The 24,165-nt window shown below is 64.5% G+C and carries 24 protein-coding genes; 12 read left to right on the forward strand and 12 right to left on the reverse strand.

The window, feature by feature from the left end; all coding sequences use genetic code 11:
- The first annotated feature begins 441 nt into the window (after positions 1–441).
- The gene (locus AC5LXX_RS34985) at positions 442–573 is read left to right on the forward strand and encodes a hypothetical protein (protein ID WP_493413751.1); all 132 of its coding nucleotides are present in this window, start codon (positions 442–444) and stop codon (positions 571–573) included.
- Between the two features lie 20 nt (positions 574–593).
- Positions 594–2,663, forward strand: a complete 2,070-nt coding sequence (locus AC5LXX_RS34990; RefSeq protein WP_493413752.1) for a phosphocholine-specific phospholipase C — start codon at positions 594–596, stop codon at positions 2,661–2,663.
- A 90-nt stretch (positions 2,664–2,753) separates the two neighbouring features.
- Here AC5LXX_RS34990 and cuyB read toward each other — a convergent pair whose 3' ends face one another.
- The 4 genes from cuyB to AC5LXX_RS35010 all read right to left on the reverse strand — a co-directional run bounded on the left by cuyB (position 2,754) and on the right by AC5LXX_RS35010 (position 7,588).
- Complete coding sequence (gene cuyB, locus AC5LXX_RS34995) at positions 2,754–4,220, reverse strand: cysteate racemase (protein ID WP_493413753.1); 1,467 nt, start codon at positions 4,218–4,220, stop codon at positions 2,754–2,756.
- On the reverse strand, positions 4,217–5,491 hold the full coding sequence (locus AC5LXX_RS35000; protein ID WP_493413754.1) for a dicarboxylate/amino acid:cation symporter: 1,275 nt from the start codon (positions 5,489–5,491) through the stop codon (positions 4,217–4,219). The genes cuyB and AC5LXX_RS35000 overlap by 4 nt, the downstream gene beginning before the upstream one ends.
- A gap of 178 nt (positions 5,492–5,669) precedes the next feature.
- Positions 5,670–6,584, reverse strand: coding sequence for a LysR substrate-binding domain-containing protein (locus tag AC5LXX_RS35005; RefSeq protein WP_322083708.1), 915 nt, complete (start codon positions 6,582–6,584; stop codon positions 5,670–5,672).
- A gap of 83 nt (positions 6,585–6,667) precedes the next feature.
- The gene (locus tag AC5LXX_RS35010) at positions 6,668–7,588 is read right to left on the reverse strand and encodes a LysR family transcriptional regulator (protein WP_493405840.1); all 921 of its coding nucleotides are present in this window, start codon (positions 7,586–7,588) and stop codon (positions 6,668–6,670) included.
- 81 nt (positions 7,589–7,669) lie between these two features.
- On the opposite strand from AC5LXX_RS35010, the gene AC5LXX_RS35015 reads away from it, so the two are divergent.
- The 9 genes from AC5LXX_RS35015 (at position 7,670) to AC5LXX_RS35055 (ending at position 14,242) form a co-directional block, all read left to right on the forward strand.
- The gene (locus AC5LXX_RS35015; protein WP_493413755.1) at positions 7,670–8,620 is read left to right on the forward strand and encodes a ketopantoate reductase family protein; all 951 of its coding nucleotides are present in this window, start codon (positions 7,670–7,672) and stop codon (positions 8,618–8,620) included.
- Positions 8,617–9,009 (forward strand): VOC family protein, encoded by a 393-nt coding sequence (locus tag AC5LXX_RS35020; RefSeq protein ID WP_493413756.1) that lies wholly within the window; start codon positions 8,617–8,619, stop codon positions 9,007–9,009. The genes AC5LXX_RS35015 and AC5LXX_RS35020 overlap by 4 nt, the downstream gene beginning before the upstream one ends.
- 2 nt (positions 9,010–9,011) lie before the next feature.
- A complete protein-coding gene (locus AC5LXX_RS35025; protein WP_493413757.1) occupies positions 9,012–9,470 on the forward strand; it encodes a MaoC family dehydratase in 459 nt (152 codons plus the stop codon).
- Positions 9,470–10,690 (forward strand): CaiB/BaiF CoA transferase family protein, encoded by a 1,221-nt coding sequence (locus AC5LXX_RS35030; protein WP_493413758.1) that lies wholly within the window; start codon positions 9,470–9,472, stop codon positions 10,688–10,690. Before AC5LXX_RS35025 ends, AC5LXX_RS35030 begins: the two co-directional genes overlap by 1 nt.
- The gene (gene aroE / locus AC5LXX_RS35035; protein WP_493414344.1) at positions 10,690–11,523 is read left to right on the forward strand and encodes a shikimate dehydrogenase; all 834 of its coding nucleotides are present in this window, start codon (positions 10,690–10,692) and stop codon (positions 11,521–11,523) included. The genes AC5LXX_RS35030 and aroE overlap by 1 nt, the downstream gene beginning before the upstream one ends.
- A 353-nt stretch (positions 11,524–11,876) precedes the next feature.
- Positions 11,877–12,233 (forward strand): DUF2946 domain-containing protein, encoded by a 357-nt coding sequence (locus AC5LXX_RS35040; protein WP_493414345.1) that lies wholly within the window; start codon positions 11,877–11,879, stop codon positions 12,231–12,233.
- 105 nt (positions 12,234–12,338) lie between these two features.
- Positions 12,339–13,271, forward strand: a complete 933-nt coding sequence (locus AC5LXX_RS35045) for a hypothetical protein (RefSeq protein ID WP_493413759.1) — start codon at positions 12,339–12,341, stop codon at positions 13,269–13,271.
- Positions 13,272–13,273: 2 nt separating this feature from the next.
- The gene (locus AC5LXX_RS35050; protein ID WP_493413760.1) at positions 13,274–13,648 is read left to right on the forward strand and encodes a copper resistance CopC family protein; all 375 of its coding nucleotides are present in this window, start codon (positions 13,274–13,276) and stop codon (positions 13,646–13,648) included.
- A gap of 159 nt (positions 13,649–13,807) precedes the next feature.
- Positions 13,808–14,242 (forward strand): hypothetical protein, encoded by a 435-nt coding sequence (locus AC5LXX_RS35055; protein ID WP_493413761.1) that lies wholly within the window; start codon positions 13,808–13,810, stop codon positions 14,240–14,242.
- A gap of 90 nt (positions 14,243–14,332) precedes the next feature.
- On the opposite strand, the gene AC5LXX_RS35060 is transcribed toward AC5LXX_RS35055, so the two are convergent.
- Positions 14,333–15,175, reverse strand: coding sequence for a hypothetical protein (locus AC5LXX_RS35060; protein WP_493413762.1), 843 nt, complete (start codon positions 15,173–15,175; stop codon positions 14,333–14,335).
- Positions 15,176–15,429: 254 nt separating this feature from the next.
- Complete coding sequence (locus tag AC5LXX_RS35065) at positions 15,430–15,819, reverse strand: nuclear transport factor 2 family protein (protein ID WP_493413763.1); 390 nt, start codon at positions 15,817–15,819, stop codon at positions 15,430–15,432.
- A 91-nt stretch (positions 15,820–15,910) separates the two neighbouring features.
- Between AC5LXX_RS35065 and AC5LXX_RS35070 the strand changes: the two genes are divergently transcribed.
- Positions 15,911–16,852 (forward strand): LysR substrate-binding domain-containing protein, encoded by a 942-nt coding sequence (locus AC5LXX_RS35070; protein ID WP_493413764.1) that lies wholly within the window; start codon positions 15,911–15,913, stop codon positions 16,850–16,852.
- Between the two features lie 141 nt (positions 16,853–16,993).
- Here AC5LXX_RS35070 and AC5LXX_RS35075 read toward each other — a convergent pair whose 3' ends face one another.
- The 6 genes from AC5LXX_RS35075 to AC5LXX_RS35100 all read right to left on the reverse strand — a co-directional run bounded on the left by AC5LXX_RS35075 (position 16,994) and on the right by AC5LXX_RS35100 (position 24,127).
- Positions 16,994–17,854, reverse strand: a complete 861-nt coding sequence (locus AC5LXX_RS35075; RefSeq protein WP_124455693.1) for an IclR family transcriptional regulator — start codon at positions 17,852–17,854, stop codon at positions 16,994–16,996.
- Between the two features lie 85 nt (positions 17,855–17,939).
- Positions 17,940–18,266, reverse strand: a complete 327-nt coding sequence (locus tag AC5LXX_RS35080) for an H-NS histone family protein (RefSeq protein ID WP_124455694.1) — start codon at positions 18,264–18,266, stop codon at positions 17,940–17,942.
- 91 nt (positions 18,267–18,357) lie between these two features.
- Complete coding sequence (locus AC5LXX_RS35085; RefSeq protein WP_493413765.1) at positions 18,358–19,653, reverse strand: polysaccharide pyruvyl transferase family protein; 1,296 nt, start codon at positions 19,651–19,653, stop codon at positions 18,358–18,360.
- A 45-nt stretch (positions 19,654–19,698) separates the two neighbouring features.
- Complete coding sequence (locus AC5LXX_RS35090; RefSeq protein WP_493413766.1) at positions 19,699–20,916, reverse strand: glycosyltransferase; 1,218 nt, start codon at positions 20,914–20,916, stop codon at positions 19,699–19,701.
- Positions 20,913–23,300, reverse strand: coding sequence for a DUF4838 domain-containing protein (locus tag AC5LXX_RS35095; protein WP_493413767.1), 2,388 nt, complete (start codon positions 23,298–23,300; stop codon positions 20,913–20,915). The genes AC5LXX_RS35090 and AC5LXX_RS35095 overlap by 4 nt, the downstream gene beginning before the upstream one ends.
- Positions 23,297–24,127 carry a glycosyltransferase family 2 protein gene (locus AC5LXX_RS35100; protein WP_493413768.1) on the reverse strand — a complete coding sequence of 277 codons (831 nt, stop codon included), beginning with the start codon at positions 24,125–24,127 and terminating at the stop codon, positions 23,297–23,299. The genes AC5LXX_RS35095 and AC5LXX_RS35100 overlap by 4 nt, the downstream gene beginning before the upstream one ends.
- Between the last annotated feature and the right edge of the window lie 38 nt (positions 24,128–24,165).

Here is a 24,165-nt window from a genome sequence, read left to right on the forward strand (position 1 = left end):
CTGACCGACAAGGCGGTCTTCCGTCGCATCGGCATGCCTTCCGGGCAATACGAAACTAGAACGACTTCGAAAGCCATCCGAAATGATTTGAAATGGAAACGAATATGTCCGTCTCCATCTCGTCATCTTTCGATGTTCGAATGCGCACGCCCGGGCACTGCCCCGTCGCTCCGGTCCCGGCTCCGGCATGGATTCGGAACGACGGTGCGCTCGGCGTTCCGGCGTGCGGGGCGGTCGGCATTGCGCCCTTGCACGGTCTTGCGTCTTGCGTCGAGTCGTCCACTGCCTGACCACCAGGAGCAGGCCTGCGGAAAGCGGCTTGGCCTGGACTCGGCAGAATCGTCTCCCGCCGCTTTCACGCCAGTACGAGCATCGGCAGCTCGATTTCACGTGTACGGCCGGCAACGATAGCGACGCATCGACATCGGCCAAGGATAGAGGATGAAAAAAACCCGGGCAGTCACCTGTCTGTTCTTGTTGCTCGCGAGCGCAATGCTTTCGGGATGCGGCGACGACAGCGGCCATATCGATTCCACGTCGGCCACCAAGAAGATTTTTCACTGCGGCAACTGATCAATTGTACGAAGCGCAACATGACCATTAACCGTAGAGATTTCATCAGGCAATCTGCAGCAGTATTGGGTGCGACGACGGCGATGACGCTGTTGCCGGCCAGCATACGGCGTGCGCTCGCGATTCCGGCGGCCTCGAAGACCGGAACGATCGCCGATGTCGAGCATGTCGTCATCCTCATGCAGGAAAATCGCTCTTTCGATCACTACCTTGGCCAACACGCCGGATTTCGCGGCTTCAACGATCGATCGACGTTTCCCATCGACAATCAACGCTCGATGTGGAATCAACCGGATGGCAAGGGTGCGTATGTGAACCCCTTCCATCTCGATACCAACGCGACGAAAGCGCAAACGATCAGCTCGCTTCCGCACGGCTGGGCCGACGGGCACGGCGCGTGGAACGCGGGTCGTTGGGACAACTGGGTTTCGGCGAAAGGCGCGCTCACGATGGGCCACTTTTCGCGGAACGATATCCCGTTCCATTACGCGCTGGCGGATGCATTCACCGTATGCGATGCCTATTTCTCCTCGTGCATGGGGCCGACCAACACGAATCGGCTCCATCTGATGACAGGCATGATCGACGTGGCCGGCACGGGCGGCGGACCGCTGATCGACAACACGCCGGCGAATATCTTCACGTGGACGACGTACCCGGAGCGGCTGCAGAAGGCCGGTATCAGCTGGCATGTCTATCAAGGTTCGGACGGCACCGAATCGTTCAAGACGACACTCACGCCGGCCCCCGCGGGATCCACGAACGTCGATTTTCCGAATCCGTACAACGTCCTGAATTTCTTCCAGGCCTATACGTCGGCGAATGCGGACCCGGCACTCGTGGCAAACGGCACGACCAAGCGCACCCTGGCGGACTTCACCCGTGACGTGAAATCCGGCACGTTGCCTCAGGTATCCTGGCTCTTGCCGCCGTACATGTGCTCGGAACACCCCGCTCGCTCGCCGGCCGACGGCGCGACCTATATCGCCGCCGTGCTGGACGCGCTGACGTCCAATCCCGATACATGGAGCAAGACGGCCCTGTTCGTCACCTACGACGAGAACGACGGATTCTTCGACCACGTCGTTCCGCCGTCGCCACCGGCCTCCGGCCAGGACGGCCTGTCGAACGTCCCCACCGCGCGTGAATTCTATTCGGGCAGCGCGACGAATCCCGCGGGCCCCGTGGGACTCGGCGCGCGTGTGCCGATGTTCGTCGTCTCGCCGTGGTCCAGGGGCGCGTGGACATGCTCGGAGGTGTTCGACCATACGTCGATCATCAAATTTCTCGAGAAACGCTTCGGCGTGGTCGAGCCGAACATCAGCGCATGGCGCCGCGCAATGTGCGGCGACCTCACTTCGGCGTTCGACTTCACGAACCCCGACGCGAGCGCCGTTACCGTCCCGTCGGTGGCAGGATTGAGTGCGGCGGCGGCCGCACAAAGCACGCTGCCGGCCCCCACGGCGCCGCTCAACCAGGTGATGGCGCAGCAGGAGCGCGGCAGCCGAAACGCGCGCGCACTGCCGTATGAGCTGTTCGTCAATGCCGCCGAAAGCCCCGCATCCGGCAGCCTGACGCTCACGTTCGTGAACAGCGGAAGCGTCGCGGCCGGGTTTGCCGTCCATTCCGGCATTTCACCCACGTCGGTCAGGCGCTATACGGTCGATACGCGAACCCGGCTGTCCGACAGCTGGGGCTTTGCCGCCGCGGCGGCCGGTGTCGCCGCATACGACATCACGGTGGTCGCCCCCAACGGCTTCGTTCGGCGTTTCAGTTCCTCCGGTTCGAATGCAGGTACACGGGAAGCGACGGTCTGCTATGAAGTCACCCAGGGCGACCTCGAGATCAGCCTGACGAATAGCGGAACATCCGGCGTGACATTCACGATCACGGACAATCGCTACGGTGTCGCGGCGCAATCCGTGACCGTGCAGGCCGGACGGACGGTACAGGTTCCGTGGTCCCTCGCGGCAAGCAAGCGATGGTATGACATCAGCATCACGTGCGACGCCGATGCCCGTTTTCTGCGGCAGTTTTCCGGATATGTCGAAACCGGCGCCCCCGGCGTGACCGATCCGTCGATGGCCTGAGCCATTCGACGCCGGCGCGGATCGCACCGATGGGCCGGCGCCGGACGTAACCGGATGCGCGCCGGCAGCATGACCGGTCGAGCGGCCCGGTCATGCTCCCTCGCCGGCCGTGGCGGCATAGGCGATGCATCGACGTGCCAACACCTCGGTCGGATCGACAAGCGTTGCCCGAACGCCGTTTCGCGAAACGTACTCCGTGCCGGGCAACAGGATCGGCAGCTCGGTACAGCCAAGCACGATCACGTCGACGCCGTCTGAAATCAATCCATCGACCGCCGCCTTGACGTCTTCCGCACATTGTCCCGTCGAGAAACCCGCCTTGACGCCGTGCCTGCCGTAAATCGCTTCCATCACGCGCGCCTGCAACTCGGGCCCCGGCGCGACTTGCGTGAGCCCCTGCGCATCGAGCGCCTTCTTGTACACGCCGCTCTCGATCGTCCCGGACGTTGCCAGCACGCCAACCGCTCGCAGCGCCGGGTAGGTCTCGCGCAGATAAGCGGCCGTGACCGTCAGCATGTTGACGATCGGGATGCCGAGCCAAGGCTGAATGCGCTCCACAAATGCATGGGCAGTGTTGCAGGGGATCGCGATGACGTCCGCGCCTCCGTCCTCGAGCTTCTTGCAGGTCGAATACAACGAAATCGTAGGGTCCGTGCCGGAGCCGACGAGATTTTCCGTTCTATCGGGAATTTGCGGGTTTTGCTCGACCAGCAGCTTGATATGGTCCTGGTCGCGCGACGCCGGCGTGTTGCGCACGACCTTGTTCAGGAAATCGACGGTTGCGGCCGGCCCGACGCCGCCGACGACGCCGACCTTGAACGTCGGTGCGCACGAACCGCCCGGCGCCGAAACGGCGTACTGCGCGTACACCAGATTGGAATCGATCAGCGGCACGCGCTGCGGGCCGAGCGCGTCCGCGACAAGTGCGATTTCCGTCAGGGCCGGGACGATGACCTGCGCCCCCTGATCCGTCAGGTCCTCGCACGCAGCGCGCAGTCGTTCGACCGGCCGCCCTCGGAGGTTGCCGCGCTTGATCCCGTCCGGCCCGTAGATCGCGTCGGTCACGGGATCAATTTCGCCCTGCGCCCGCGGATAGAGGATCTCGAACCGCGGTGAAGGAAAGTACGTCTCGAACAATTTCTTTCCGCGTACATAGTCCGAAGCCATCACGCCAATGCGGGTAACGCCGGGGAACGTTTGCCGCACGTAGGTGCGAAGCGCGTCGACCATGTCGACGATCGGCAGCCGCGTGTTCGCCTTCAGTTCATCGATAAACGTATGGCTCAGAAAGCATGGGAGCACGACGGTCGTCACACCACGCTTCTCGAACTCGCGGATCATGTCGAACACGTAAAGCTTGCGTTCGGTCGTAGCGGCGCTGCTCGATCCCGAACCGCTGAAGGGGCGCTGCTCGAAGATCATGTCGGCATGCTCATCATCGGACGACGCGGCGGTTGCCTTCACCATCTTGAAGAACACGTCGGCGCTTCCGAGCGGGCCAAGACCGCCGACGACGCCGAACTTCCGCCGAGCGGCCACGGATTCGGCGTGTTTCATGCGTTCAGCTCCGGCGTGTCGAAGGCGGCATTGGCCGGCGCAGCCGACCGGTTGCCTTCCCACTTCGCGATCACGGCCGTCGCGACGCTGTTGCCGATGACGTTCGTCATCGTGCGCCCCATATCGAGAATCTGATCGATCGCGAGAACCATGGCGACGCCCGCGGCCGGCAGGTGAAACATCGGGGCCACCGCGGCCACGACGACGACGGATCCGCGCGGCACGCTTGCCATGCCCTTGCTGCTCAGCATGAGAATCAGCAGCATGACGACCTGTTGCGACAACGGCATGTGCACGCCGAAGGCTTGCGCGATGAAGATCGCTGCGAACGCCTGATACATCATCGAACCGTCGAGGTTGAACGCATAGCCCAACGGAAGCGTGAACCCGACCACCTTCTTGTCGACGCCGAACTTCTCCAGTTGTTCGGTCAGGCGTGGATAGGCAGCCTCGCTGCTCGCGGTGGAGAAGGCGATCAATGCGGGTTCGCGCACGGCTTTCAGCAGGCCGACGACGCGTCGCCCAAGAAATGCATAACCGATACCGACCAGGATCGCCCAAAGGACGAGCAATCCGAGATAGAACGCGCCGATCAGCTTGCCGTACGTGTAGATCACATCCAGGCCGCGAAGCGTGACCGCTGAAGCGATCGCGCCGAACACGCCGAGCGGCGCCGCTCGCATGACGTAGTTCGTCAGGCGCAACATCACCGGCACCAGTCCGTCGATTGCCTGGATCACGACGCCGACCCGCGGGTCTTTCCTGAGTACGCTCAGCGCGATGCCAAGGAATACCGAGAATACGAGGATCTGGAGAATGTCGTTGCGCGCCATTGCATCGAGCAGGCTGGTCGGGAATGCGTGCGTGATCACGTCCCGCGCGTTCAACGCAGCCGTATTCAGCCCCGTGTTGACCTCCGCGGCGGTATCCGTCAGATGAAGACCGGCTCCCGGCTCCAGCGCATTGGCCATGACGAGCCCAAGGCCCAGGGAAATCAGCGACGCGCAGATGAACCAGCCGACCGAACGAAAGCCGATCCGGCCGACGTCGTCACCGCTGTCCATCCCGGCCAGGCCCGAAACGAGTGTGGCGAAGACCAGCGGCGCAATGATCATCTTGATCAGCCGCAGAAAGATGTCCGTCACGATCGAAAAGTAACCGGCGACCGCTTTGAGCGTACCGGGATCGGCGAGGTTCTTGTGACACACGTAGCCGGCAACGACACCTAGAACCATGCCGGCAGCGATGTTGAGAGTGAGGCGATTTTTCATGTCCATTCGTCCTTGGAGGGCGCCGGGTGGCCGAAGCCTGCGGGGCGCTGGGAATGGGCTCAAATGACGCCGGCCGGACGTCACAATTGCCGCTGGAACGAATGGTAGGGAGCGTCAATAAAACCGTGATGCCAGTGCATCATGATCGTATGCGAGATTCGCATACGATGGGAAAACCCTAGCCGAGCCGCGGCGATGCCGAACGGAGGTGCTGCCAGAGCGTGTCCAGGAATTCGCTGCGGTTGGAGACATCGCGATAGACGCGCAGCTCGACTTCGAGATGCCACGCCGCCGGCCCGGCAGGCACGAGATCGCCGGTTTCCAGCTCTGCGGCGATCGAACTCCTGGGGAGCCACGCGACGCCCTCGCCCGCCAGCACGAGCTTCTTCAACACTTCGGCCATGTCCGACTCGTAGTGCAGCTGCAATACGGGTGTTCCGGGCGCCCGGGTGAGCAGCAACGCAAGACAACGTCCGAAGTAGCTGGTGTCCGTATACGAAATGAGCGGCAGCGGAACCTGCTTCGTGCCCGGCAGGCGAAACATGGGCCCCGAGCGCCGGTTCGGCCTGCATGCGGGCATCAGCGTATCGATACCGACGGTCACGTGCTCGTATCGGCCCGGGTCGAGATGCAACGGCAGTTCGGGATGGTGATACGCAAACATCAGCTCGCAGTTCCCGTTGACGAGCATCAGGATCGAGTCGTGAACATTGGTAGGAATGACGCGCGCCCGAACTTCTCCGAAATGGGGCGCAAGCGCTTTGAGCCAGCCGGGCAGAAAATTGAGCGCGATCGTGTGGCCGGCCGCAATCTGCAGACTCTTGCCGGCGATTCGTTGCTCGGTGCGAATGATTGCACGCGTATCGAACAATCGGCTGAGCACGTCTTCAGCCGTCTCGCGAAACAGTTGTCCGGCCGGCGTAAGCACCGGCGGGAAGCTGCTGCGATCGATCAGCTCCGCGCCGATCCACTGCTCGAGCGACTGGATTCGGCGACTGAAGCCCGACTGCGTGACGTTGCGGAACTCCGCGGCGCGGGAGAAGCTCTGGTATTGCGCGAGGGCGATGAAATCCTCGATCCACTTGATTTCCATAGTTGCCTGGGCAGTCCGGGAGCGGTCCGAATTGAACACACATTAACAAACGGGCAGACAAATCGGTAGGCAAAAGCCGCCGGTCAATGCGCTGCACCGAACAGTCGAATCACGACGCCGCGCAGCCACCGGTTGCCGGCCTCGTGGTGATAGCGCGCGTGCCAGTGCTGCCGTACCGCGAAACCTTCGACCGGAATCGGGCATGCATGAACCGCCAGATCGCTGGCCTGAGCCAGCGTCTCGCCGATGTGGCGAGGTAGCGTCGTGATCAGGTCGGTCGTCTGGACGATTGCCCCCAAACCCAGGAAACCCGGCAACTCCAGCACGATGTCCCGCTCGATGCCCGCCTGCCGCAACGCCTGTTCGAGGAGTTGCGCCCCCGTCCCCCCCGTGATGGCGACATGTCCTTCGGAACGGTACTGCTTTGCCCCGAGACGACTACGGATCCTCGGGTGATGCCGGTTCGCCAGACAGACCCAGTCCTGGTCGTACAGCTTCTGCTGATAAATGCCGCCGCCCAGCCATGGTACATAGCCGATCGCGAGATCGGCTTCGCCGGATTCGAGCGCGCGTTCCGTATTGCCGTCGATCCGTGCGGCTTCCAGCCGAACGCCAGGCGCCTGCGCCCGGACATGGGCCAACAGCCGCGGCAGCAGCGTGATGTGGCTCGCATCGGTCATGCAGATGCGAAAGCGCCGCTGCGCCGTCGCAGGATCGAACGCGATCTCCCACGCGGTGAAGCGCCGGAGAGACTCGAGAATTTCCCGGCAGGGCCCGATCAGCGCGTCGGCCTGCGGCGTCGGCGCCATGCCGCCGGGTGTCCGGACGAAGAGCGGATCGTGCAGGTATTCCCGCAGGTGCCCGAGCCAGATACTGACCGTCGGCTGGCTCTGGCCCAGTTGCTCGGCCACGCGCGTGACGCTGCGCACGTCGTACAGGAGATCGAAAAGCTGAAGCAGCTTGAGGTCAGGCAGGTCGGCGGGCATCGTCACGTTATTGTCCATGGCAATGACGTCATTGTATCCATTGTATTGTGGATATGAACGGCGACTCCTATCGTGAAGCCAACCATCGAGGAGACACCGTTGAAAATTGCAATTCTGGGCGCTGGCGCACTGGGCTGTTCGATCGGCGCCACCCTCACCCAAGGCGGCCATGAGACCTGGCTGATCGGCCGCTCGCCCGCGCACGTCGATGCGATGAACCGCGACGGCCTGCGCGTCGACGACGCGGGCGGCACCCGCCAAGTACGCGTGCACGCGACGACGCAGGCAGCCGAAGTCGGCACGGCCGACGTGGTCGTGGTGCTGGTCAAGTCGTTCCACACCGACGCTGCGATCCGCGGCGCCCTGTCGCTGGTCGGGCCCGATACCGTCGTGCTGTCGCTGCAGAACGGCCTCGGCCACGAGGACATCCTCAGCGACGCCGTCGGCCGCGAGCGCGTCCTCGCCGGCAAGACCTACGTCGGCGGCGTTCTGCGCGGCCCGGGTCATATCGAATCCGGCGTGATCGGCAAATACACCTACATCGGCGAACTCGACGGCCGCATCACGCCGCGTGTGCAGGCGATCGCGGACGCGTTCAATACGGCCGGCCTCGCGACGACGATCAGCGACAACATCGTCGGCACCATGTGGGACAAGCTGCTGGTGAATGTCGCGACCGGCGCGCTGACGGGCCTGACCGGCCTCACCTACGGGCAGCTCTACGACGAGCCGCTGCTGAAGGCGACGTCGCTCGCGGCCGTGGCCGAAGCAATCGCGGCCGCGCAGGCCGCCGGCGTCAAGCTGTCGATGACCGATCCCGAACAGGCATGGACGCTCGCCGCGGAGGGCCTGCCCGCCACCTTCAAGACCTCGATGCTGCAGAGCCTCGAGAAGGGCTCGATCACCGAGATCGACTTCATCAACGGTTCGGTCGTGCGTGCCGGGCAGCGCTACGGCGTGCCGACGCCGGTCAATGCCACGCTCGTCGCCTGCGTCAAGGGGCTGGAGCGCGCGATGGCCGATCGCCAACGCGAGGAGGCTGCCGCATGAGCGCCACGAAAGCTTATCTGGAACACGTCGCGATCTGGGTGAAGGATATCCGCTGGCACATCCGCTTCTTCGAGGACGTGCTCGGCATGACGCTGCGCGAAGTGGACGGCACGCTCGACGCGCCGCGGCAGTACTGGACGCTCGGCGGCATGCAGTTCATCCACGCGCCGGAACACGAAGGCCCGGAAGGCCGGCTCGCCCATCTCGGCGTGATGTGCGAAGACCTGGAGGCCGCGCTGGCCGCGGCACAACGATTCGGCGTGACGGAGATGCCGCAAGGGCGGAACTGGATTCGCCTGCCCGACGGGCTTGCCGTCGAACTGATCCAGGCCAGACCGGCTTCCTGCGTCGCGCAGGCGCTGGCCATCAATCCGCGCGCGGAGGCGTGAACATGATGATCGTCGAAAAATACTGGGACGACGCACGCGAGGGCGACGTGTGCACGAGCCCGAGCTACATCGTGACCAAGGAGCGCATTCTCGCGTACGCCGATCTCACCGGCGACCATACGCCCGTCCACGTGGACGAGGAATACGCGAACGCGAGCCATTTCGGCTGCCTCGTCGCGCACGGGCTGTTCGGCCTGTCCATCGCCGACGGCCTGAAGACGCAAAGCGACTACCGCTTCCTGCCCGGCATGTCGCTCGGCTGGACGTGGGACTTCGTACTGCCGATCAAGGTCGACGACGTGCTTCACGTCAAGTTCCGCGTCGGTTCGATGCGGGCCAGCAAGAGTCGCCCGGGTTGGGGCATCGTGGTGCTGCCGTCGGAGCTGATCAATCAGGACGGCCAGGTCGTTCAACACGGCGAACATCGCCTGATGGTGCCGCGGCGCCCGGAGGCCCTGTAATGCAGGCTCGCCCACTCGAAGGCATTCGCGTCGTCGACTACAGCCATTTCCTTGCCGGTCCGTATGTCGGTCGCTGTCTCGCCGCGCTCGGCGCCGAAGTCATCAAGGTCGAGCGCCCCGGCTCCGGCGACGCCGGACGCCAGCACGCGACCGTGCTCGACGACCAGCAAAGCGGCTACTTCCTCCAGCTCAACATGGGCAAGCGCGGCGTGAGCGTCAACATGAAGGACGCGCGCGGCAAGGCGTTCATGCAGCGCCTGTGCGACTCGGCCGACGTGTTCATCGAGAACTATCGGCCGGGTGCGCTGGACAAGCTCGGGCTCGGCTATGCCGAATTGTCGGCGCGCAATCCGGGCCTCGTCTACTGTTCGATTTCGGCGTACGGGCACACCGGTCCCGATGCGCACCGCGCGGGCTTCGGGCTGATCGCGGAAGCCAAGAGCGGCATCATGCAGATGGTGGGCACGCCGGGCGAGCGGCCGCCGCTGCTGCGCATCTCGCTCGGCGACATGTACACCGGCATTCACGCGGTCGCGGCCATCAATGCCGCGCTGCTGGGGCGCGTGAAGAGCGGCCGCGGGCAACACGTCGACATGGCGCTGTACGACACGCTGGTATCGATGCACGAATACGCGGTGCAGTGCTACACGCTGCAGGGCGTGCTGCCCGAGCAGACCGGGCACGACATGCCGACCTCGACGCTCTATGGCGTATTCCGTGCCGCGGACGGCGATCTCGTGATCGCCGCGCAGGTCGACGACGCGTGGAAGCGCTTCGCCGAACTGATCGCGGCGCACGGCGGCCCGGCCGGCTTCGGCACCGACACGCGGTTTCACGACAGCACCGGACGCAACGCGCACCGTGCGGAGATCCTGTCGGTCGTCGAGCCGTGGGTGGCCGCGCGTTCCGTCGCGTCGGTACTGGATCTGCTGGACGGGATCGACGTTCCCTGCGCGAAGGTGCAGCGCATCGACGAGGTATTGAACGATCCGCAGATCCAGGCCAGAGGCATGGTCGTCGAGCAACACCATCCGCGCTACGGGACACTGCGCCTGCCCAATCTGCCGTTCCGGTTTTCCGATTGCGATACGACGATTCGCGACGTCGCGCCCGATCTCGGGCAGCACAACGCGGAAATCGCGCGCTCCCTCGGGTTCGATTCGGCCGAAATCGATGCGATGCAGGCCGATGGCGTCCTCTATTCGAAGGAGAACCAATGATGACCGACCAATACGCGGTGATCGGCAATCCGATCGGGCACACGAAATCCCCGCTGATTCACGGCCTCTTCGCACAAGCAACGCGGCAGGACATCGTCTATACGGCCATCGAGGGCCCCGTCGAGCCGGCGGGCGCCTTTACTGCCGCGGTTCGTGCGTTTTTCGACGGCGGCGGCAAGGGTATCAACGTCACCGCGCCGTTCAAGCTCGACGCGTTCGCGATGTCGGACGAACGCAGCGAGCGCGCGCAGCTCGCGGGCGCGGCCAATGCGCTGAAGTTCGACGGCGGCCGCATCCTGGCGGACAACTTCGACGGAATCGGACTGGTTCGCGATATCGAAGCGAACCTCCATCTGCCGATGGCCGGCAAGCGTGTACTGGTGCTCGGTGCAGGCGGCGCCGCACGCGGCGCGCTGTTGCCGTTCCTCGAAGCCGGACCGGCCGAACTCGTCATCGCGAATCGCGACGTCGACAAGGCGCGCGCACTCGCCGCGCAGGTCGCAGGACGCGGTTCGCTCGTTGCCAGCGGCTATGCAGACCTCGCGCGGATGGGGCGTTTCGACCTGGTCGTCAACGCGACGTCGGCCAGCCTGACCGGCGACCTGCCGCCGGTCCCGCCGAGCGTATTCAGTCCGACCGGCACGGCCTACGAACTTGCATACGGCAAACGCCTCACGCCGTTTCTCCGGCTCGCGAAAAACGCGGGGGTGCACGGGATCGCGGACGGCGTCGGCATGCTGGTCGAGCAGGCGGCCGAAGCGTTCGCGTGGTGGCGCGGCATACGCCCCGAGACCAGCTCGGTGATCGACCGGCTGGCCGTCCCGTTCGATTGAACATGCGGTGGGGTGCCGTGTCGTGCGCAGGTACCCTGCCGCAGCAACTGCTACCGTCGCCCCGATGATGTGGCAGTACCTACGCCTCGTCTGACAAGGCTCGGCACATGAATCTTCTCCAGGACCGACGCTCACCCTCCTTCGTGAACCGTTAGCGTTCCAAAGCAAGCAGTCGCACATTACAAGGCGGACGCAGGCGAATCGCACGAACAGGCGCGAAGCACCTCCCGATGCCTACGCACAAGTAGGGTGCTTACCCATCCGGACCATTCGGCGCCCATGCCATAATTCCGGCAACGTACCGTCCGGTACGCGATTGCGCCACCGTCATGTCCGCTCTTTTTCGCAGGAAGATGGGCAGCCTCCTGGGATTGCTTGCAATCCTGATGGCGACGCTCGCGCCAACGGTATCGCAGAGTCTTTCGTCCGAACGCCAGTTCGACGCAGTATCCGGGGCGCTCTGTACCGCACGCAACGGCGCGGACATTACAACTCCCGACCACTCGCCGTTACCCGAGAATGCGGCCCACTGGCAGGCATGCGCATATTGCGGGCTGCTTGCCGACATACCCGCGTTACTGGGTGGGGCCGCGGGATTCGTGCCGATCGATTCGGCGGTTCATCGCGCTTCGCCTACCCCGTTTCAAACACTCCACAGCACGTTCCACTTCGCTGCGGCCCAGCCGCGTGCGCCTCCGTTTTCGTCCTGATCGAGTCAGCCCGGCGACGATGCAGATGCCTTTGCATCGTCGTGTTCTCGCGCGTCGTTTTACAGGCTCGCGAGCACATGTCGCGCCTCACACAAGGATCGAATCATGCGCACCATTTCTCAACCCGGCAGTAAGCCGATGTTTGCGGCCGTGCTCGCGTCGGCTACGCTCGCTATCCCGCTTCTGTTCCCCGCACCTGCATCGGCGCACGCTATCGCCGGCAATCGGGTCTTCCCGGCGACGATGGCGGTCGACGACCCTGGTGTCGGCGACGAACTCAATCTTGAATTCGGCCACGTCAAATCGCTGACCGACGATGGCGACGAGCAGAACACCAATACGACATCTCTCGAATGGGACAAGCTGATCACGCCCAGTTTGGCCCTTTCAGTAGTCGGAACCTACGTCGACATCAACGCACCGAACGGTGGATCGGCCCGCGGCTTCGACAACTTCGCCATCGGCGTCAAATACCGCTTTTACGTGAACGAACGGCACGAGTTCATGGCCTCGGTTGGCGCGGTCGCGGAACTGGGCGGCACCGGCGCAAGCGCGATCGCCGATCCACACTCGGCGATCACGCCAACGCTTTATGTCGGCAAGGGATTCGGCGATTTGCCGGATAGCCTGAAGTATCTGAAGCCGCTCGCGATCACCGGCACCCTCGGTCCGCGCCTGACGTTGAACAGCGCCGACCCGGATTCGTTGAGCTGGGGCGTCACCATGCAATACAGCCTCCCGTACCTGCAGAATGTCGTACAGGATGTGGGACTCAAGGCGCCGTTCAATAACCTGATCCCGGTCGTCGAGTTCCCGATGAGTACCTGTACCGCCGGTCCCTGTTCGGGACACACCACGGGCAGCATCAATCCCGGCCTGCTCTGGCTCAACCGATGGGGCCAGTTTGGCGCCGAAGCGGTCATTCCAGTCAACCATGCGAGCGGAAAGGGTGTAGGTGTCCTGTTTCAGGCGCACCTGTTTCTGGACGACGTCATGCCCCGCTCGCTTGGCAAGCCATTTTTCGGGAAAGGGGAATAGCCATGCCGGCCTTTGAACGAGATCGTCCCGGTGTGCGCGCAGCCGCCATCGCGACAGGCATCTTGCTCGCGTCGACGGCATTCGCTCACGTGTTTCCGCAAAAGCAGTCACCGTCGGCGGGCGCCGAAGGGGTGGCACCGACAAGGGTGGCGATCGAGTTCGACGGACCGCTTGAACCTGCGTTCAGTTCGTTGAACGTCAGCAATGCAAATGGTCAGCAGGTGAATACCGCGAAGGCGGAGGTCGATCCGAACAACACGAAGTCAATGCATGTTTCGCTGCCAACACTAACGCCCGACACGTATACAGTGCATTGGGTCGCGGTCGCGTCGGACGGACATCGCACGCACGGAGACTATTCGTTCAAAGTGAAGTAATGAACCCGGCGACGGTGTTCGCATCGAGCGTGGTCACCGTCGTCGCCAACGTAGCAGCCGCGTGTGCAATCGGCGCTGTTTCTTGCTGGAAGATGCTTAGAAACTTTACTAAGATCATCAGGCTAGCCGGCCTCGACATCGAATCTTGCGGAGGTTTCCTTGAAAGCAAAAAGCAAGTTCAGCTTTTTACCCGACCACCAAGCTCCGCAATCCGTTCGAGCCGCAGTCGCGGTCTACTGGCTTGTATTTTCAGTTTCCTTCCTGCGAATCGTTGCTGGAGTGGGCGTTCCGCCTTTCAACATGACGAATGAAAGGGAAGCGGCAATCACGTTGTTTGGGTTGCTTGCGGTATTTCTTGTATTTTACGCATTCACCATCACGCGCCTTTCAGCTGGAAAGCTCTGGGCAAGGAACCTTGCACTTTTCGTTACGGCACTCCTCGCCGCAGCTGCGCTCCATCATCTTTTTGCGGATGGACTATCCTCCGGGCAGAATAACGTCGTGGGCTTGATAAGCATCGCCATAGAAATTGTTGCGGGGTTATTTTTGCTGACCTCGGAAAGTACCGCGTGGTTCAAATCAAACATCAGCTAAACCGACGTACCCGGCGCTCGCCCTTTTTGGGTGGGACCGTTATCGACCCGCTCCATGCTTGTCGGTGTCGGTGTGCCTACGTAAAATGGATCAGAGTCGCTCGAGAAATTCGAGGAAAAGCAAGATGACGATGAGGACGCCAATCCATCTCACCGTCACATTGAGGTTTGCGAGCTTGAGGCCCAGCGAGACCACCGAATCCGCGACGAGTTTCGTCGTAGCGTCGGTTCCCTGCTCTCCGCTCCGCTCGGTGCCACGCAATGAAGTCGTCGCAAAGTCGATTCGAAGGCCGGTGACATAACCCGTTGCAATCGTCGGCCATTCGATCGTGTCATTGGGTTTGAGAAAAAGTCGGGACTGCTGCGCGGCGTCGGCCGTCGGGCGCCCGGCCAAATAAAGGTGTCGCATGGTCAATCCCAACTCTACCGCGCCAAGCTGGCCATCCGCGCTTGCCTTCGCAAGCACCTGCAGGCAAGCGTCGGGAATGTGGCAGGCGAGCCACCATTGATCGGGCTCGTCGACTTCGTCGTCGGCACGATTGAAGCCGAGTCGCGCACTGCCGAGCGCGACGTCGGACAACGAGGTACCCAGCTCGTCTTCCAGCGCACGCAGGCCCAGCAAGTCGGCCGCGGTGACGTCGCGCGCCTCGAAAGTCACCTGAAGCGTGCGCGTCGAGCGGTGCGTGTCGCCCATGATCAACAACTCGTGCCCTTCGATACTCGCCACGCCGTGTAGCGACGTGGAAAGTGTCGGCTGCTTGCCTGCGTCCAGTGGCTCGACGAGTTGTTGCACGATCTGAAGCTGCTCCAGCTTCAACCACATGGACGTCGCCGCGTGGTACGTCTGTTTCTCGTCGTCGGACCCGACGTGTTCAACGGTGCGAGCCTTCTGCCCGATCGGACTCACCGCCCGCCCTGTTTCCAGAAAATCCATGACACCCCCCGCTACTGCCCGTTACATCAAGCCTCTCGCTGGCAAAAAACGCGAGTGTCATCCGTCTGACCATGTGATTGAATCATCCGTTGTTTCGGATCGCCTCGCAGTAGGGGGAAACGTGGCATTTTGCTTACGCCACGCCTTCGCCAATCGTGTACTGAATCGGCACGGTCTCGAAGTGAAACCCGTCAAGCGCGCGTCGAATGTCCGTATGCTGCAACAACACCTGCTCTCGAGCGACACCGATTCAGTCACGCATACTTGTCGCCGACCGTACTGCGAATCGGATGGGTGTCGTAGATGATGATCATCCGTTCGATCAGCCCCGCCGCGTCGAACTCGAACACGTCGACGCACTCGAAGCGCGCCACCGAGCCGTCTTTCAGCCCCCAGTCGTAGATGAAGTAACCTGTCGCACGTCGAGCCCCGCTCGCACTGACGCAGATATCGATCGGTGTAATCTTGCTTTCTCCCGACGCGGCAGCGACCTTCGAAAAGAAGGGCTCAGGGTGCATCCAGCCGAGAAATGGCGAGAAAATCTGCGCGTCCGGCGTAAATAGCGCACAGATGGCACCGACATCGCCTCGCTCCAGTTCCCGAAGGTAGGCGCGAACCTGTTGCGCATGGCGTGATTCCGACATTGAGCCCAAAATTATCCTCCGATCATTCGTCGACAACCCCGTTCATTCGTCAGAACAGGACATCCAGTAGACGCACGATAGCGACGCACCGATGACCGAACAATCGAAAAATTTGCAATCCGGGTATGCAGCGCAGGCATATCCGCTGGCTGACCTGACGCGGCCGCTCCCGCCGTTGGCAGCGATCCAGTCATTCGTCGCTGCGGCGCAGCTCGGCAGCGTCAGCAAGGCTGCGGATCATCTCTGCCGTACGCAAGGCGCGGTGAGCCGCCAGATACAGCAGCTGGAATCGCATTATGGATGCGCGCTCTTTGTGCGCCATGTATCGGGCCTGACGTTGACGGCAGAAGGAAATGCCCTGCTGACGGTCGCGGTCAACGTGCTCACGCAACTGGTTCAGCACGCGGACGTCCAGGCACGGGCGACCTCGGTTCTCACGTTGCAGCTGCCGTCCACGTTCGCCATTCGCTGGTTGCTCCCGCGGCTGCCGGAGATTCATCGTGCGATGAGCGGGACGGAGCTTCGTATTTCGACATCCGCGGACGATACGCCGGATTTCTCGACGTCCGACGTCGACGCCATCGTCGTGCGGGGCACGGGACAGTGGACCGGCATGGAAGCGGTACCGCTGTTTTCCGAGATGCTCACGCCGATGTGCGCGCCTGCGTTGGCGACATCACTGCGATCCGTTTCCGACCTTGCGCATGTCGACCTGCTCCATCCCGGGCCCAGCCACGCCGAGTGGAAATGCTGGCTCGATCATGTCGGCGCACACCAGATCGATGCGAGGCGTGGGCTCGTATTCGATACCCTCGAATTGACGCTCGCGGCATCGATGGAAGGACACGGCATTGCCATCGGCGACCCACGAATGGCAAGAGACCGGCTCCGTGCCGGATCGCTGGTGATACCGTTCGAGGATGTGGTTCAGGACGGCCTTTCCTACTTCCTCGTCTATCCGCCCCAACGTGCGGAACAACCTAAAATTCGCGCCCTCGCCGACATCTTGCTGCGACTTGCGCGAGAAGACTGATCGCCAGGCGAGCGTCCGATACCTGGGTGGTGTCGATATTCAAATCCCCCGCCCAAAGTACCTCGGAAGCGCTGTCGCCGATGCCGGTTGCCTGGATGGTCGGACTCGACGCAAGCTCATAGCCCGCCGGGGTCCGCCCCCTCAAGCGCACGCCGCGCCGCGCGCGGGCAGGTCGACGACCGATTGCATGAACCGCTGATCGACCGTCGCGGCGATACGTTGGGCCGTTTCGTACAAAGCCGCACCGATCTGCGTGACCGACCTCGCGCCCGCCTCTCCCGGCAGCGCCAGGTACGGGCACGCGAGGATCGCGATGGCCGAACCCGACTTGTCGATGATCGGCGTCGCGATATCGGTGATGCCGGGAATGCGCGCGTTGGGGCGGCAGAGATAGCCATCGGCCAGATGGGGTGGCAATGCATCGTCGCCGGGCGGCGGATTGCGCGGGCCAACATCGTGCCCGCCGGCCCGCGACAAACCGGCCCGCACCGCTTCGTCCTGAAAGGCCAGGTACATCTCGCCCGCCGCGCTGCCGTGCAGCGGCACACGCGTCCCGACACGGACCGCGATGTTCCATTCCGTTTCGGCGCCGGCCGTTGCGATAACGATCATCGTGTCGCCGTCGAACACCGTCAGGTAACACGACTGGACCATCTGCAATGCGAACTGCTGCAGCAGCGGCGTGACGAGCGCGCCCAGCGATCGGGTCGGCGCATGATGCTGTCCGAGGAAGTAGAGCTTCATGGTCAGCGCGTACCGGTCGTAGCGATCCACCCTGTAGATGTAGCCGCGGTCCTCGAGCACCTGCATCATCCGGTACAGCTCGCTTCGGCTGCGCTTCAACGCGCGACAGATTTCCGCCTGCGCCATGCCGTACTGGCGATCGATGAGCAGCTCGAGGATATCGAGGCCTTTCTCGAGCGCCGGGGCGCGATAGCTGGTCTTTTTCCGGGGTTCCACACTGTCGGGAGGATCGACCGGGTCCGTATCGGGATTCCGCATATGCCACATTGCCTCTGGAATTCAGTTCACTCTCGCCACGCCGGCATGACCGGCGTCGCATCGGGACACCTGCACCGATCGACCGTCAACGTGCTTCGGGCCACCACGGCTGCGGCGTTTCCCGGATTAGGTAGTCGTCGAGGTTCTTGCCGGCCAGCCACCGGGGACGTGCGCCCTTCCCCGACCACGAGCGGCCCGTGTTCGGGTCGTAGTATTTCGCCGGCGCCTTCCGGGGCTGCGCCTTGATGAAGCCTGCCGCGCGCAGCAACTCGATTTCGGTGATGCCGAACTGCCGGACGTGCTCGGCAATCTCCTTGAGCCGGGCCTGCTTCTCCTTCTGCCGGACTTCCTCGACGATCAGGTTCAGTTGACCCAGTTGCTGTTGCAGTTCGCGAATGGTGGGACTTTTCATTTGACACGTTCAGGGAAGACTCGACAGTTGCGGTTCGACCGCACGCGACACGGCGCGGCTTCGCATGCGAAAAAAATGGCGGAACGCCCGCTCACGAAGGCTGGATCGCATGGATCACGCCGCGCAGGTTCCTGCATGACGCCTCCTTGACGCGCGGCAGCGCCGCGTGCACCTGGGCGCGCAGTTGCGGAAGTTCCGACACGAAGCGATCGAGCACCGCCGCCAGGCGCGCGGCACGCATCGCTTCGTCGGGTTTCAACAGGAAGGTATCCGGCAGTCCGAAATGACTGAAGAGCCCCTGGAACTTGTCCTGGTAGGTCAGCGCCGCGACGGGTACACCCATGCCGAGGCTGGCGATCGCGAGATGCATGCGGCCGGTCACCACGCCGTCGACCTGCCCCGAAATGGCCTTCAGTTCGGCCGCCGACATGCGGGCACGCGGGTAGCACAGCCGGTCGCCCATCGTCGCGGCCAATGCGTCGTGCAGCGGCTCCAGACAGGTATCGTCGCCGTCGCGGCCGCGATAGTCGTGAGACAGCAGGACGATGCTGACGCGATGCTGTGTCGCGAGTCCGCGCAGCGCCTCCTGCGCCGACGCGACGAGCGCGGCGATATCCGCGTCGCTGGCCCGGCGGATCAGCATCGGGTGCAGGTTGAATGCGATCGCGATGTCGCCGGCCGCACGCCGCGATGCGACCCACGACGCCGTACGCCTGACGCAATCCGACGCGTCGTCCGGCTGAAGCATGAAGGCGGAATCCGCCACGAGCTCGGCGGGCGTCGAACTGAAACGCCTGAATCGGTCGAGCGAGACGCCGTCGCGCACATTGACCAGCAGCCGCGCGTCGATTTGATCGAATGCATGCCTCAGTTGCCGGTACGGTTGGCGGTTGAAGCTGAAGCCGAGGATCGTGCCGGCCACGCCGCGCCTGACCAGCAGGTCGGCCGTCGCCAGCAGCCGCAGCGACGTCATCGGCGAGTAGTAGCCGTCCATCACGTCGGCGCCGATGACAACCACCGCGCTCGGCCGCAATGCGGCCAGCCGTTCGACGGTGTCCATCAGGCGCCATGGTTCGCGCCATGCGTCGACCGCCTGAAAGCCGAGCCGGGTCGCGGCGTCCGCCGCCTCCGGCGTGGCGGTGACGACCGACACCTTCAACGTGCCATTGGCAAGACGCAACCGCTCGACGACCGCACGCAGCATCGCCTCGTCGCCTTTCGAGCCGACCAGCGTCCACGGATCGCACGGCAGGATCAGCAGATGGGCGCCCGGTGCGGCAGCGTCGTCCGCGCCACGCCGTGCGGCCTCACGACGCCATTGCCTGGTCAGCCGCGTGACATACAGCCACACGCGCAGCCGCTGCTTCAGATCGGTCAGTTTCGACATGTTCGATTCCTCAGTGTGGTTCGACGGTTTCGGTGGATGCATCCGTCACGCGTGTGCCGCAACCGGCCGACGCCGGAGCGTCTCGCGCAGGACACCCAGCTGCGCTTCGTGCCAGGCCAGCGCGGCATCGCGTGCGGCCGCGCCCTGCGCGACACGCTGCGCGCGGTCCGTCGCGAGGCGGACGACGGCATCCGAAAAGCCCTGCGGATCGCCGTCCCGCACGACGGTCACGCCGCGCAGGTCGCGTTCGCCGAGGCCGCGCGCGCCGGTCCGCGTGCTGACGATCGGCACGCCGAGCGCCATGCTCTCGAGCAGCTTGATGTTGATGCCGGTACCGAGCAGCATCGGATTGATCGAGATCGGCGCGATCGCGAACGCGTCGCCCAACTCGGCGACGATGCCGCGCTTGACGATGTGCGGCCCGTCCGGCACAGCCGCCGCGATCGTGCCGGCGAGATGCAGGCGAAACGCCGGCAAGCGGGCCACGACGTGCGGCAGGATCTCGTCGACGAAGTACTTCACGGCATCGCGATTCGGCTGGTTGTCGCTGCCGAGAAAGGTCGCATCGGCATGCCGCGCGCAGTCCACCTGCGGCGGAAACGCGAGCAGGTGACTCAGGACCGCGACCGACGGCGTGTCGCCGCCGCCGAGGCGCGCCGCCAGCAGGTCGCCTTCCTCGGCCTGGATGGCCAGCGCGACGTGCGCACGGCGCAGTCCGTCGCATTCACGCTCCGGCGGAATCGAGAACATGTAGCGCTTCGCGCCGGGGCGGCCGATGAACGGCACGTGCCGGTCCGCGAAGATGTCGTGCGTGTCGACGACCTTCACGACCGTATCGGGAAACGCATCGAGCGCACGCGAATAGAACACGTACTCGACGAACACGGCGTCGAATGCATGGCGGTGCTGCAGCGCGTGCAACTGCCCGGAGAAGCTGTCGCTGAACAGTTCGTCGAGCCCCGTGTAATACGCATGCCGGCTGCCGGCCGCTTTCGCGGCGAGGCGACGCACGAGCCACGCGACCCGCTTGAGTCGATAGCGCGCCAGTGCCAGGCCCGCTCGACGCAATACCGACACGCGGTCGGTGCCGAACTCCTCGCGATGCGCATCGAGATCCATGCCGCCCGTCTGGCGCGACTCGAGATAGACGAAATGCACGTCGCAGCCGAGCGACCTCACCGCCCGCGCGAGATTCAGGACGCGACTGCGGTTGCCGGCATTGACGGGAAACAGCGGAATGGGCGAAACGATGGCGACTTTCATGAGGCGTTTCCTTTCAGCGGAACGGGCGGCGGCGCGCCGTCCGGTGCACGGTGACGAACGGCGACGAAGGCGCCCACGCGCACGGACTGTCCTCGAGCGAAGCCGACACCGTGGACATAGATGCCTTTCTCGTGATCGACGTCGTACGCGAACGGGCCGCCCGGTACGGGCAGCCATCGGAATTGCGTGTCGTCGAGCGTGCGCGCCGGCGTGTCGGTGCGCAGCGTCATCGGCGGGTAGGCGCCGACACGCACGGCGGCCGCGCCCGTCCCGCCGACTTCCGGCACGCGCACCGATGCGTAGAGATCCCAGCGCCCGTCGCGCGGCAGCTTGTCGAGCTTGAGCTGGATCGCCCAGGCGCCCGAATCGCCGCGAATCGCGATCGCCGCGCCATCGAGCGAAGCCGGGTCGGCCACCATGCGCGCGCTGTCGTAGAGGTTCACGCGCGACACGTCGATCGCGCGCCAGTCGCCGTCGGCAAGCCCCGTCACGAGCGGCGGCGCGACGACGGGATGCCGGTCGATATCGAGCAACGCGCCGAGTGCCGCGAGATTGCCGCTTTGCCGATACTGGCGGATGCCCGCGGCCGCGATCGCCGCGTCGAGACGGGCGCGCCGCGCGCCGACATCGAGATCCCAGCCGTCCTCCGCGGCACGCGCCGCGTAGCGGTCGCGCAGTGCGAGGATCACGAAATCGAGCGGCACGCGCGCCTGGCGCACGCGCGCGCTGCGCACGGCATCCGCGTCGACCGCACGGGCGGCTGCGTCGAAATCGCGTTCCGACTGGCGCACGAAGTCGTACGTGTACATCGACATGCCGACCGGCGTCTGCTCGGCGAGCACGTCGCCGCTCGCGCGCAGCGCCGCATGCATGCGGTCGATATAGCGCATGACGGCCGGGGCCGCCGCACCGTAATAGGCGTCGCAATATTCACGGACGAGCTGGCGCGGGTCCGCCGTCGGCGTCCACAGCATCCGTGCGATCAGCCACACGCGCAGGCTCGCGAATTCGCCGCCGCGGGACTGCCAGTCGCCTTCCGCGAAGTAGCCGTCGACGTTCGGCAGCGTGGCGAGCCACGCGATGCTGCGGCCGACCGGATAGAGATTCGGCGTCGGCTGCAGGTAGCCGCCGAAGTTCACGACGTGATCCCAGACGGTGATGTGCCGCGCGATCCCGTTCCACTGCCGCAGGCCGTCGCGCAGCCGCGCGTTGCGGTCCTCGTCGAGCGCGACGCTGTAGTCGACCTGGATCGTCATCGGATACACGCGAACGTGATCCGGCACCTGCATGCCGTCCGGCGGCGTGAAGCCCCAGTGATAGGCCGGCATCGCGAAACGCGCGCCGGGCACCGCGTCCCGGACCTGCGCCGACACGTCCCGCACCATGTCGAGAAACGCCGCCGACAGCGCGCCGCCGTGCGCATCGACGAATGCGCGGCTGGCCGCGTCCGGGTCCCAGCCCCAGTCCATGTCGCGGATGCCGAACCAGATGCGGCCCGGATCGGGAAGGCGCTTCAGTCGCTTCACGATCTCGGCGGCCATCGTGGCGCGGACGTCGGTCGACATCATCGCGAGTTGCCCGCCCGCATACCAGGCGGGGTGGGCGCCCGCGTAGCGGTCGTGCGGCACGAGCGTCCAGAAATCGGCGTCGCCGTCCCGCGCGAGCCAGCTGCGATCCCACATGTCGATCCCGGGCGGAGATGCGCGATACGACGTGCCGTGCGACTCACCGTTCAGCAGGTTGTGCGCGCGAAACGGCTTGTCCTCGCCTTCCGCGCTCAACACCTCGCGGTACGCGAAGCGCGGCACCTGCCGGACCGGTGCCGCGTCGACGCGCAGCTCGGCCCGCCGGGGCACTTCGGTCGCATCCGGCGCGAGCCACTTCACGCCGAGCTTGCGGTCGAGCCACCAGTACGCGCCGAACAGCGTGCCGCGCGGGGTGTCGCCTGCAATGACGAGGTCGCCACTACTGCGGCAGATGACGAAGCCGTCGCTGCCGAGCCCCGCCGCGTTCGCCGGCCCGCATCGCTGCGCCGCGTGCTCGCCGCCGACGACGATGGCGGGCATCCGGTCCTGGCCGTGGTCCGACACGGCGAACGAAGCACCGCTGATCCGCGACAGGTAATCGGCAATCTCGTCGGCCGCATGGCGCGTGACGGCATCCGCCGCGCCGGCATGCACGCCGTAGCGCGCGACACCGCCCTGCGCGAGCAGCACGCTCGATGCCGACGCCGATGCCCGCGCGTGCACGCTGCCCGCATGCACGCCGTGCACCGGCGGGACGGTCTGCGCGCCATCGGCGCCGTGCGCGGCCAGCGCGCACAGTGCGCACTGTGCGGCGGCGACGGCACGCAGGACCACGCGATACGGCCGGACGTGCGTCATTGCCGGGCGATCCGCGACACGCCGGGCGGCAACGACAGCGGCACGTGGAACTTGCGGTAGAAGCGCCACAGGCTGCGCAGATGATGCCGTCCCGCCCGCGAGACGGGGCTCGCCGCCGACTGCCGCTGATGCTCGTGCACGAGTGTGACGCCCGGCATGCCGAGCACGCGATAGCCGGCCAGCCAGGTCCGCGCGCACAAATCGACGTCCTCCATGTAGAGGAAATACGATTCGTCCATGCCGCCGAGCGACTCGAACAGGTCGCGCCGCACCACGAAGCCCGTTCCCATTACCCATTCGGCATCGAACGGATTGCCGCACGACCATGCATCGATCATCAGGTGCCGGGCCATCCGCGCGCGAAAGCGGTTCGAGCGGCCGAGCGCGGTGCGGCGCGCGAGGATGTCGAGCCAGCTGTAGAACCGTCGTGCCGAATACTGGCGCCGGCCGTCGGGATACTGCAGGTCGAGCCCGACGAGCCCGGCCTCCGGGCGCGTGTCGAACAACTCCAGCACCCTGGCCAGCCCGTTCTCGCTGAACCGCGTATCGGGATTGACCACCAGCACGAAGTCGCGCCGGCAGGCGGCCATGCCGAAGTTCACACCCGAGCCGAAACCGCGATTGCATGCGGCATGCAACAGCCTCACGCCGCCCGGCAGCTCGCGTCGCAGCCGCGCGTACGAGTCGTCCGGCGACGCATTCTCGACGACGACGATATCGTCGGCGAGCGCGACGCGCAGCGACGTCAATGACGCCACGCATCGAATCGTCAGGTCGGGCGTGCCGTAATTGACGACGATGACGCTGATTCTTCCTTCGGTTTCCATCGTGATACCCCGCGCCGTGGTTGATCATGTCGGCCGGT

It is taken from the genome of Burkholderia torrens (assembly GCF_984668525.1).

Bases quoted from the DNA above. Each gene is read 5' to 3' on its own strand.
- AC5LXX_RS34985 (WP_493413751.1), top strand. From the start codon at position 442: ATGAAAAAAACCCGGGCAGTCACCTGTCTGTTCTTGTTGCTCGCGAGC.
- AC5LXX_RS34990 (WP_493413752.1), top strand. From the start codon at position 594: ATGACCATTAACCGTAGAGATTTCATCAGGCAATCTGCAGCAGTATTG.
- cuyB (WP_493413753.1), bottom strand. From the start codon at position 4,220: ATGAAACACGCCGAATCCGTGGCCGCTCGGCGGAAGTTCGGCGTCGTC.
- AC5LXX_RS35000 (WP_493413754.1), bottom strand. From the start codon at position 5,491: ATGAAAAATCGCCTCACTCTCAACATCGCTGCCGGCATGGTTCTAGGT.
- AC5LXX_RS35005 (WP_322083708.1), bottom strand. From the start codon at position 6,584: ATGGAAATCAAGTGGATCGAGGATTTCATCGCCCTCGCGCAATACCAG.
- AC5LXX_RS35010 (WP_493405840.1), bottom strand. From the start codon at position 7,588: ATGGACAATAACGTGACGATGCCCGCCGACCTGCCTGACCTCAAGCTG.
- AC5LXX_RS35020 (WP_493413756.1), top strand. From the start codon at position 8,617: ATGAGCGCCACGAAAGCTTATCTGGAACACGTCGCGATCTGGGTGAAG.
- AC5LXX_RS35025 (WP_493413757.1), top strand. From the start codon at position 9,012: ATGATGATCGTCGAAAAATACTGGGACGACGCACGCGAGGGCGACGTG.
- AC5LXX_RS35030 (WP_493413758.1), top strand. From the start codon at position 9,470: ATGCAGGCTCGCCCACTCGAAGGCATTCGCGTCGTCGACTACAGCCAT.
- aroE (WP_493414344.1), top strand. From the start codon at position 10,690: ATGACCGACCAATACGCGGTGATCGGCAATCCGATCGGGCACACGAAA.
- AC5LXX_RS35040 (WP_493414345.1), top strand. From the start codon at position 11,877: ATGGGCAGCCTCCTGGGATTGCTTGCAATCCTGATGGCGACGCTCGCG.
- AC5LXX_RS35045 (WP_493413759.1), top strand. From the start codon at position 12,339: ATGCGCACCATTTCTCAACCCGGCAGTAAGCCGATGTTTGCGGCCGTG.
- AC5LXX_RS35050 (WP_493413760.1), top strand. From the start codon at position 13,274: ATGCCGGCCTTTGAACGAGATCGTCCCGGTGTGCGCGCAGCCGCCATC.
- AC5LXX_RS35060 (WP_493413762.1), bottom strand. From the start codon at position 15,175: ATGGATTTTCTGGAAACAGGGCGGGCGGTGAGTCCGATCGGGCAGAAG.
- AC5LXX_RS35065 (WP_493413763.1), bottom strand. From the start codon at position 15,819: ATGTCGGAATCACGCCATGCGCAACAGGTTCGCGCCTACCTTCGGGAA.
- AC5LXX_RS35070 (WP_493413764.1), top strand. From the start codon at position 15,911: ATGACCGAACAATCGAAAAATTTGCAATCCGGGTATGCAGCGCAGGCA.
- AC5LXX_RS35075 (WP_124455693.1), bottom strand. From the start codon at position 17,854: ATGCGGAATCCCGATACGGACCCGGTCGATCCTCCCGACAGTGTGGAA.
- AC5LXX_RS35080 (WP_124455694.1), bottom strand. From the start codon at position 18,266: ATGAAAAGTCCCACCATTCGCGAACTGCAACAGCAACTGGGTCAACTG.
- AC5LXX_RS35085 (WP_493413765.1), bottom strand. From the start codon at position 19,653: ATGTCGAAACTGACCGATCTGAAGCAGCGGCTGCGCGTGTGGCTGTAT.
- AC5LXX_RS35090 (WP_493413766.1), bottom strand. From the start codon at position 20,916: ATGAAAGTCGCCATCGTTTCGCCCATTCCGCTGTTTCCCGTCAATGCC.
- AC5LXX_RS35095 (WP_493413767.1), bottom strand. From the start codon at position 23,300: ATGACGCACGTCCGGCCGTATCGCGTGGTCCTGCGTGCCGTCGCCGCC.
- AC5LXX_RS35100 (WP_493413768.1), bottom strand. From the start codon at position 24,127: ATGGAAACCGAAGGAAGAATCAGCGTCATCGTCGTCAATTACGGCACG.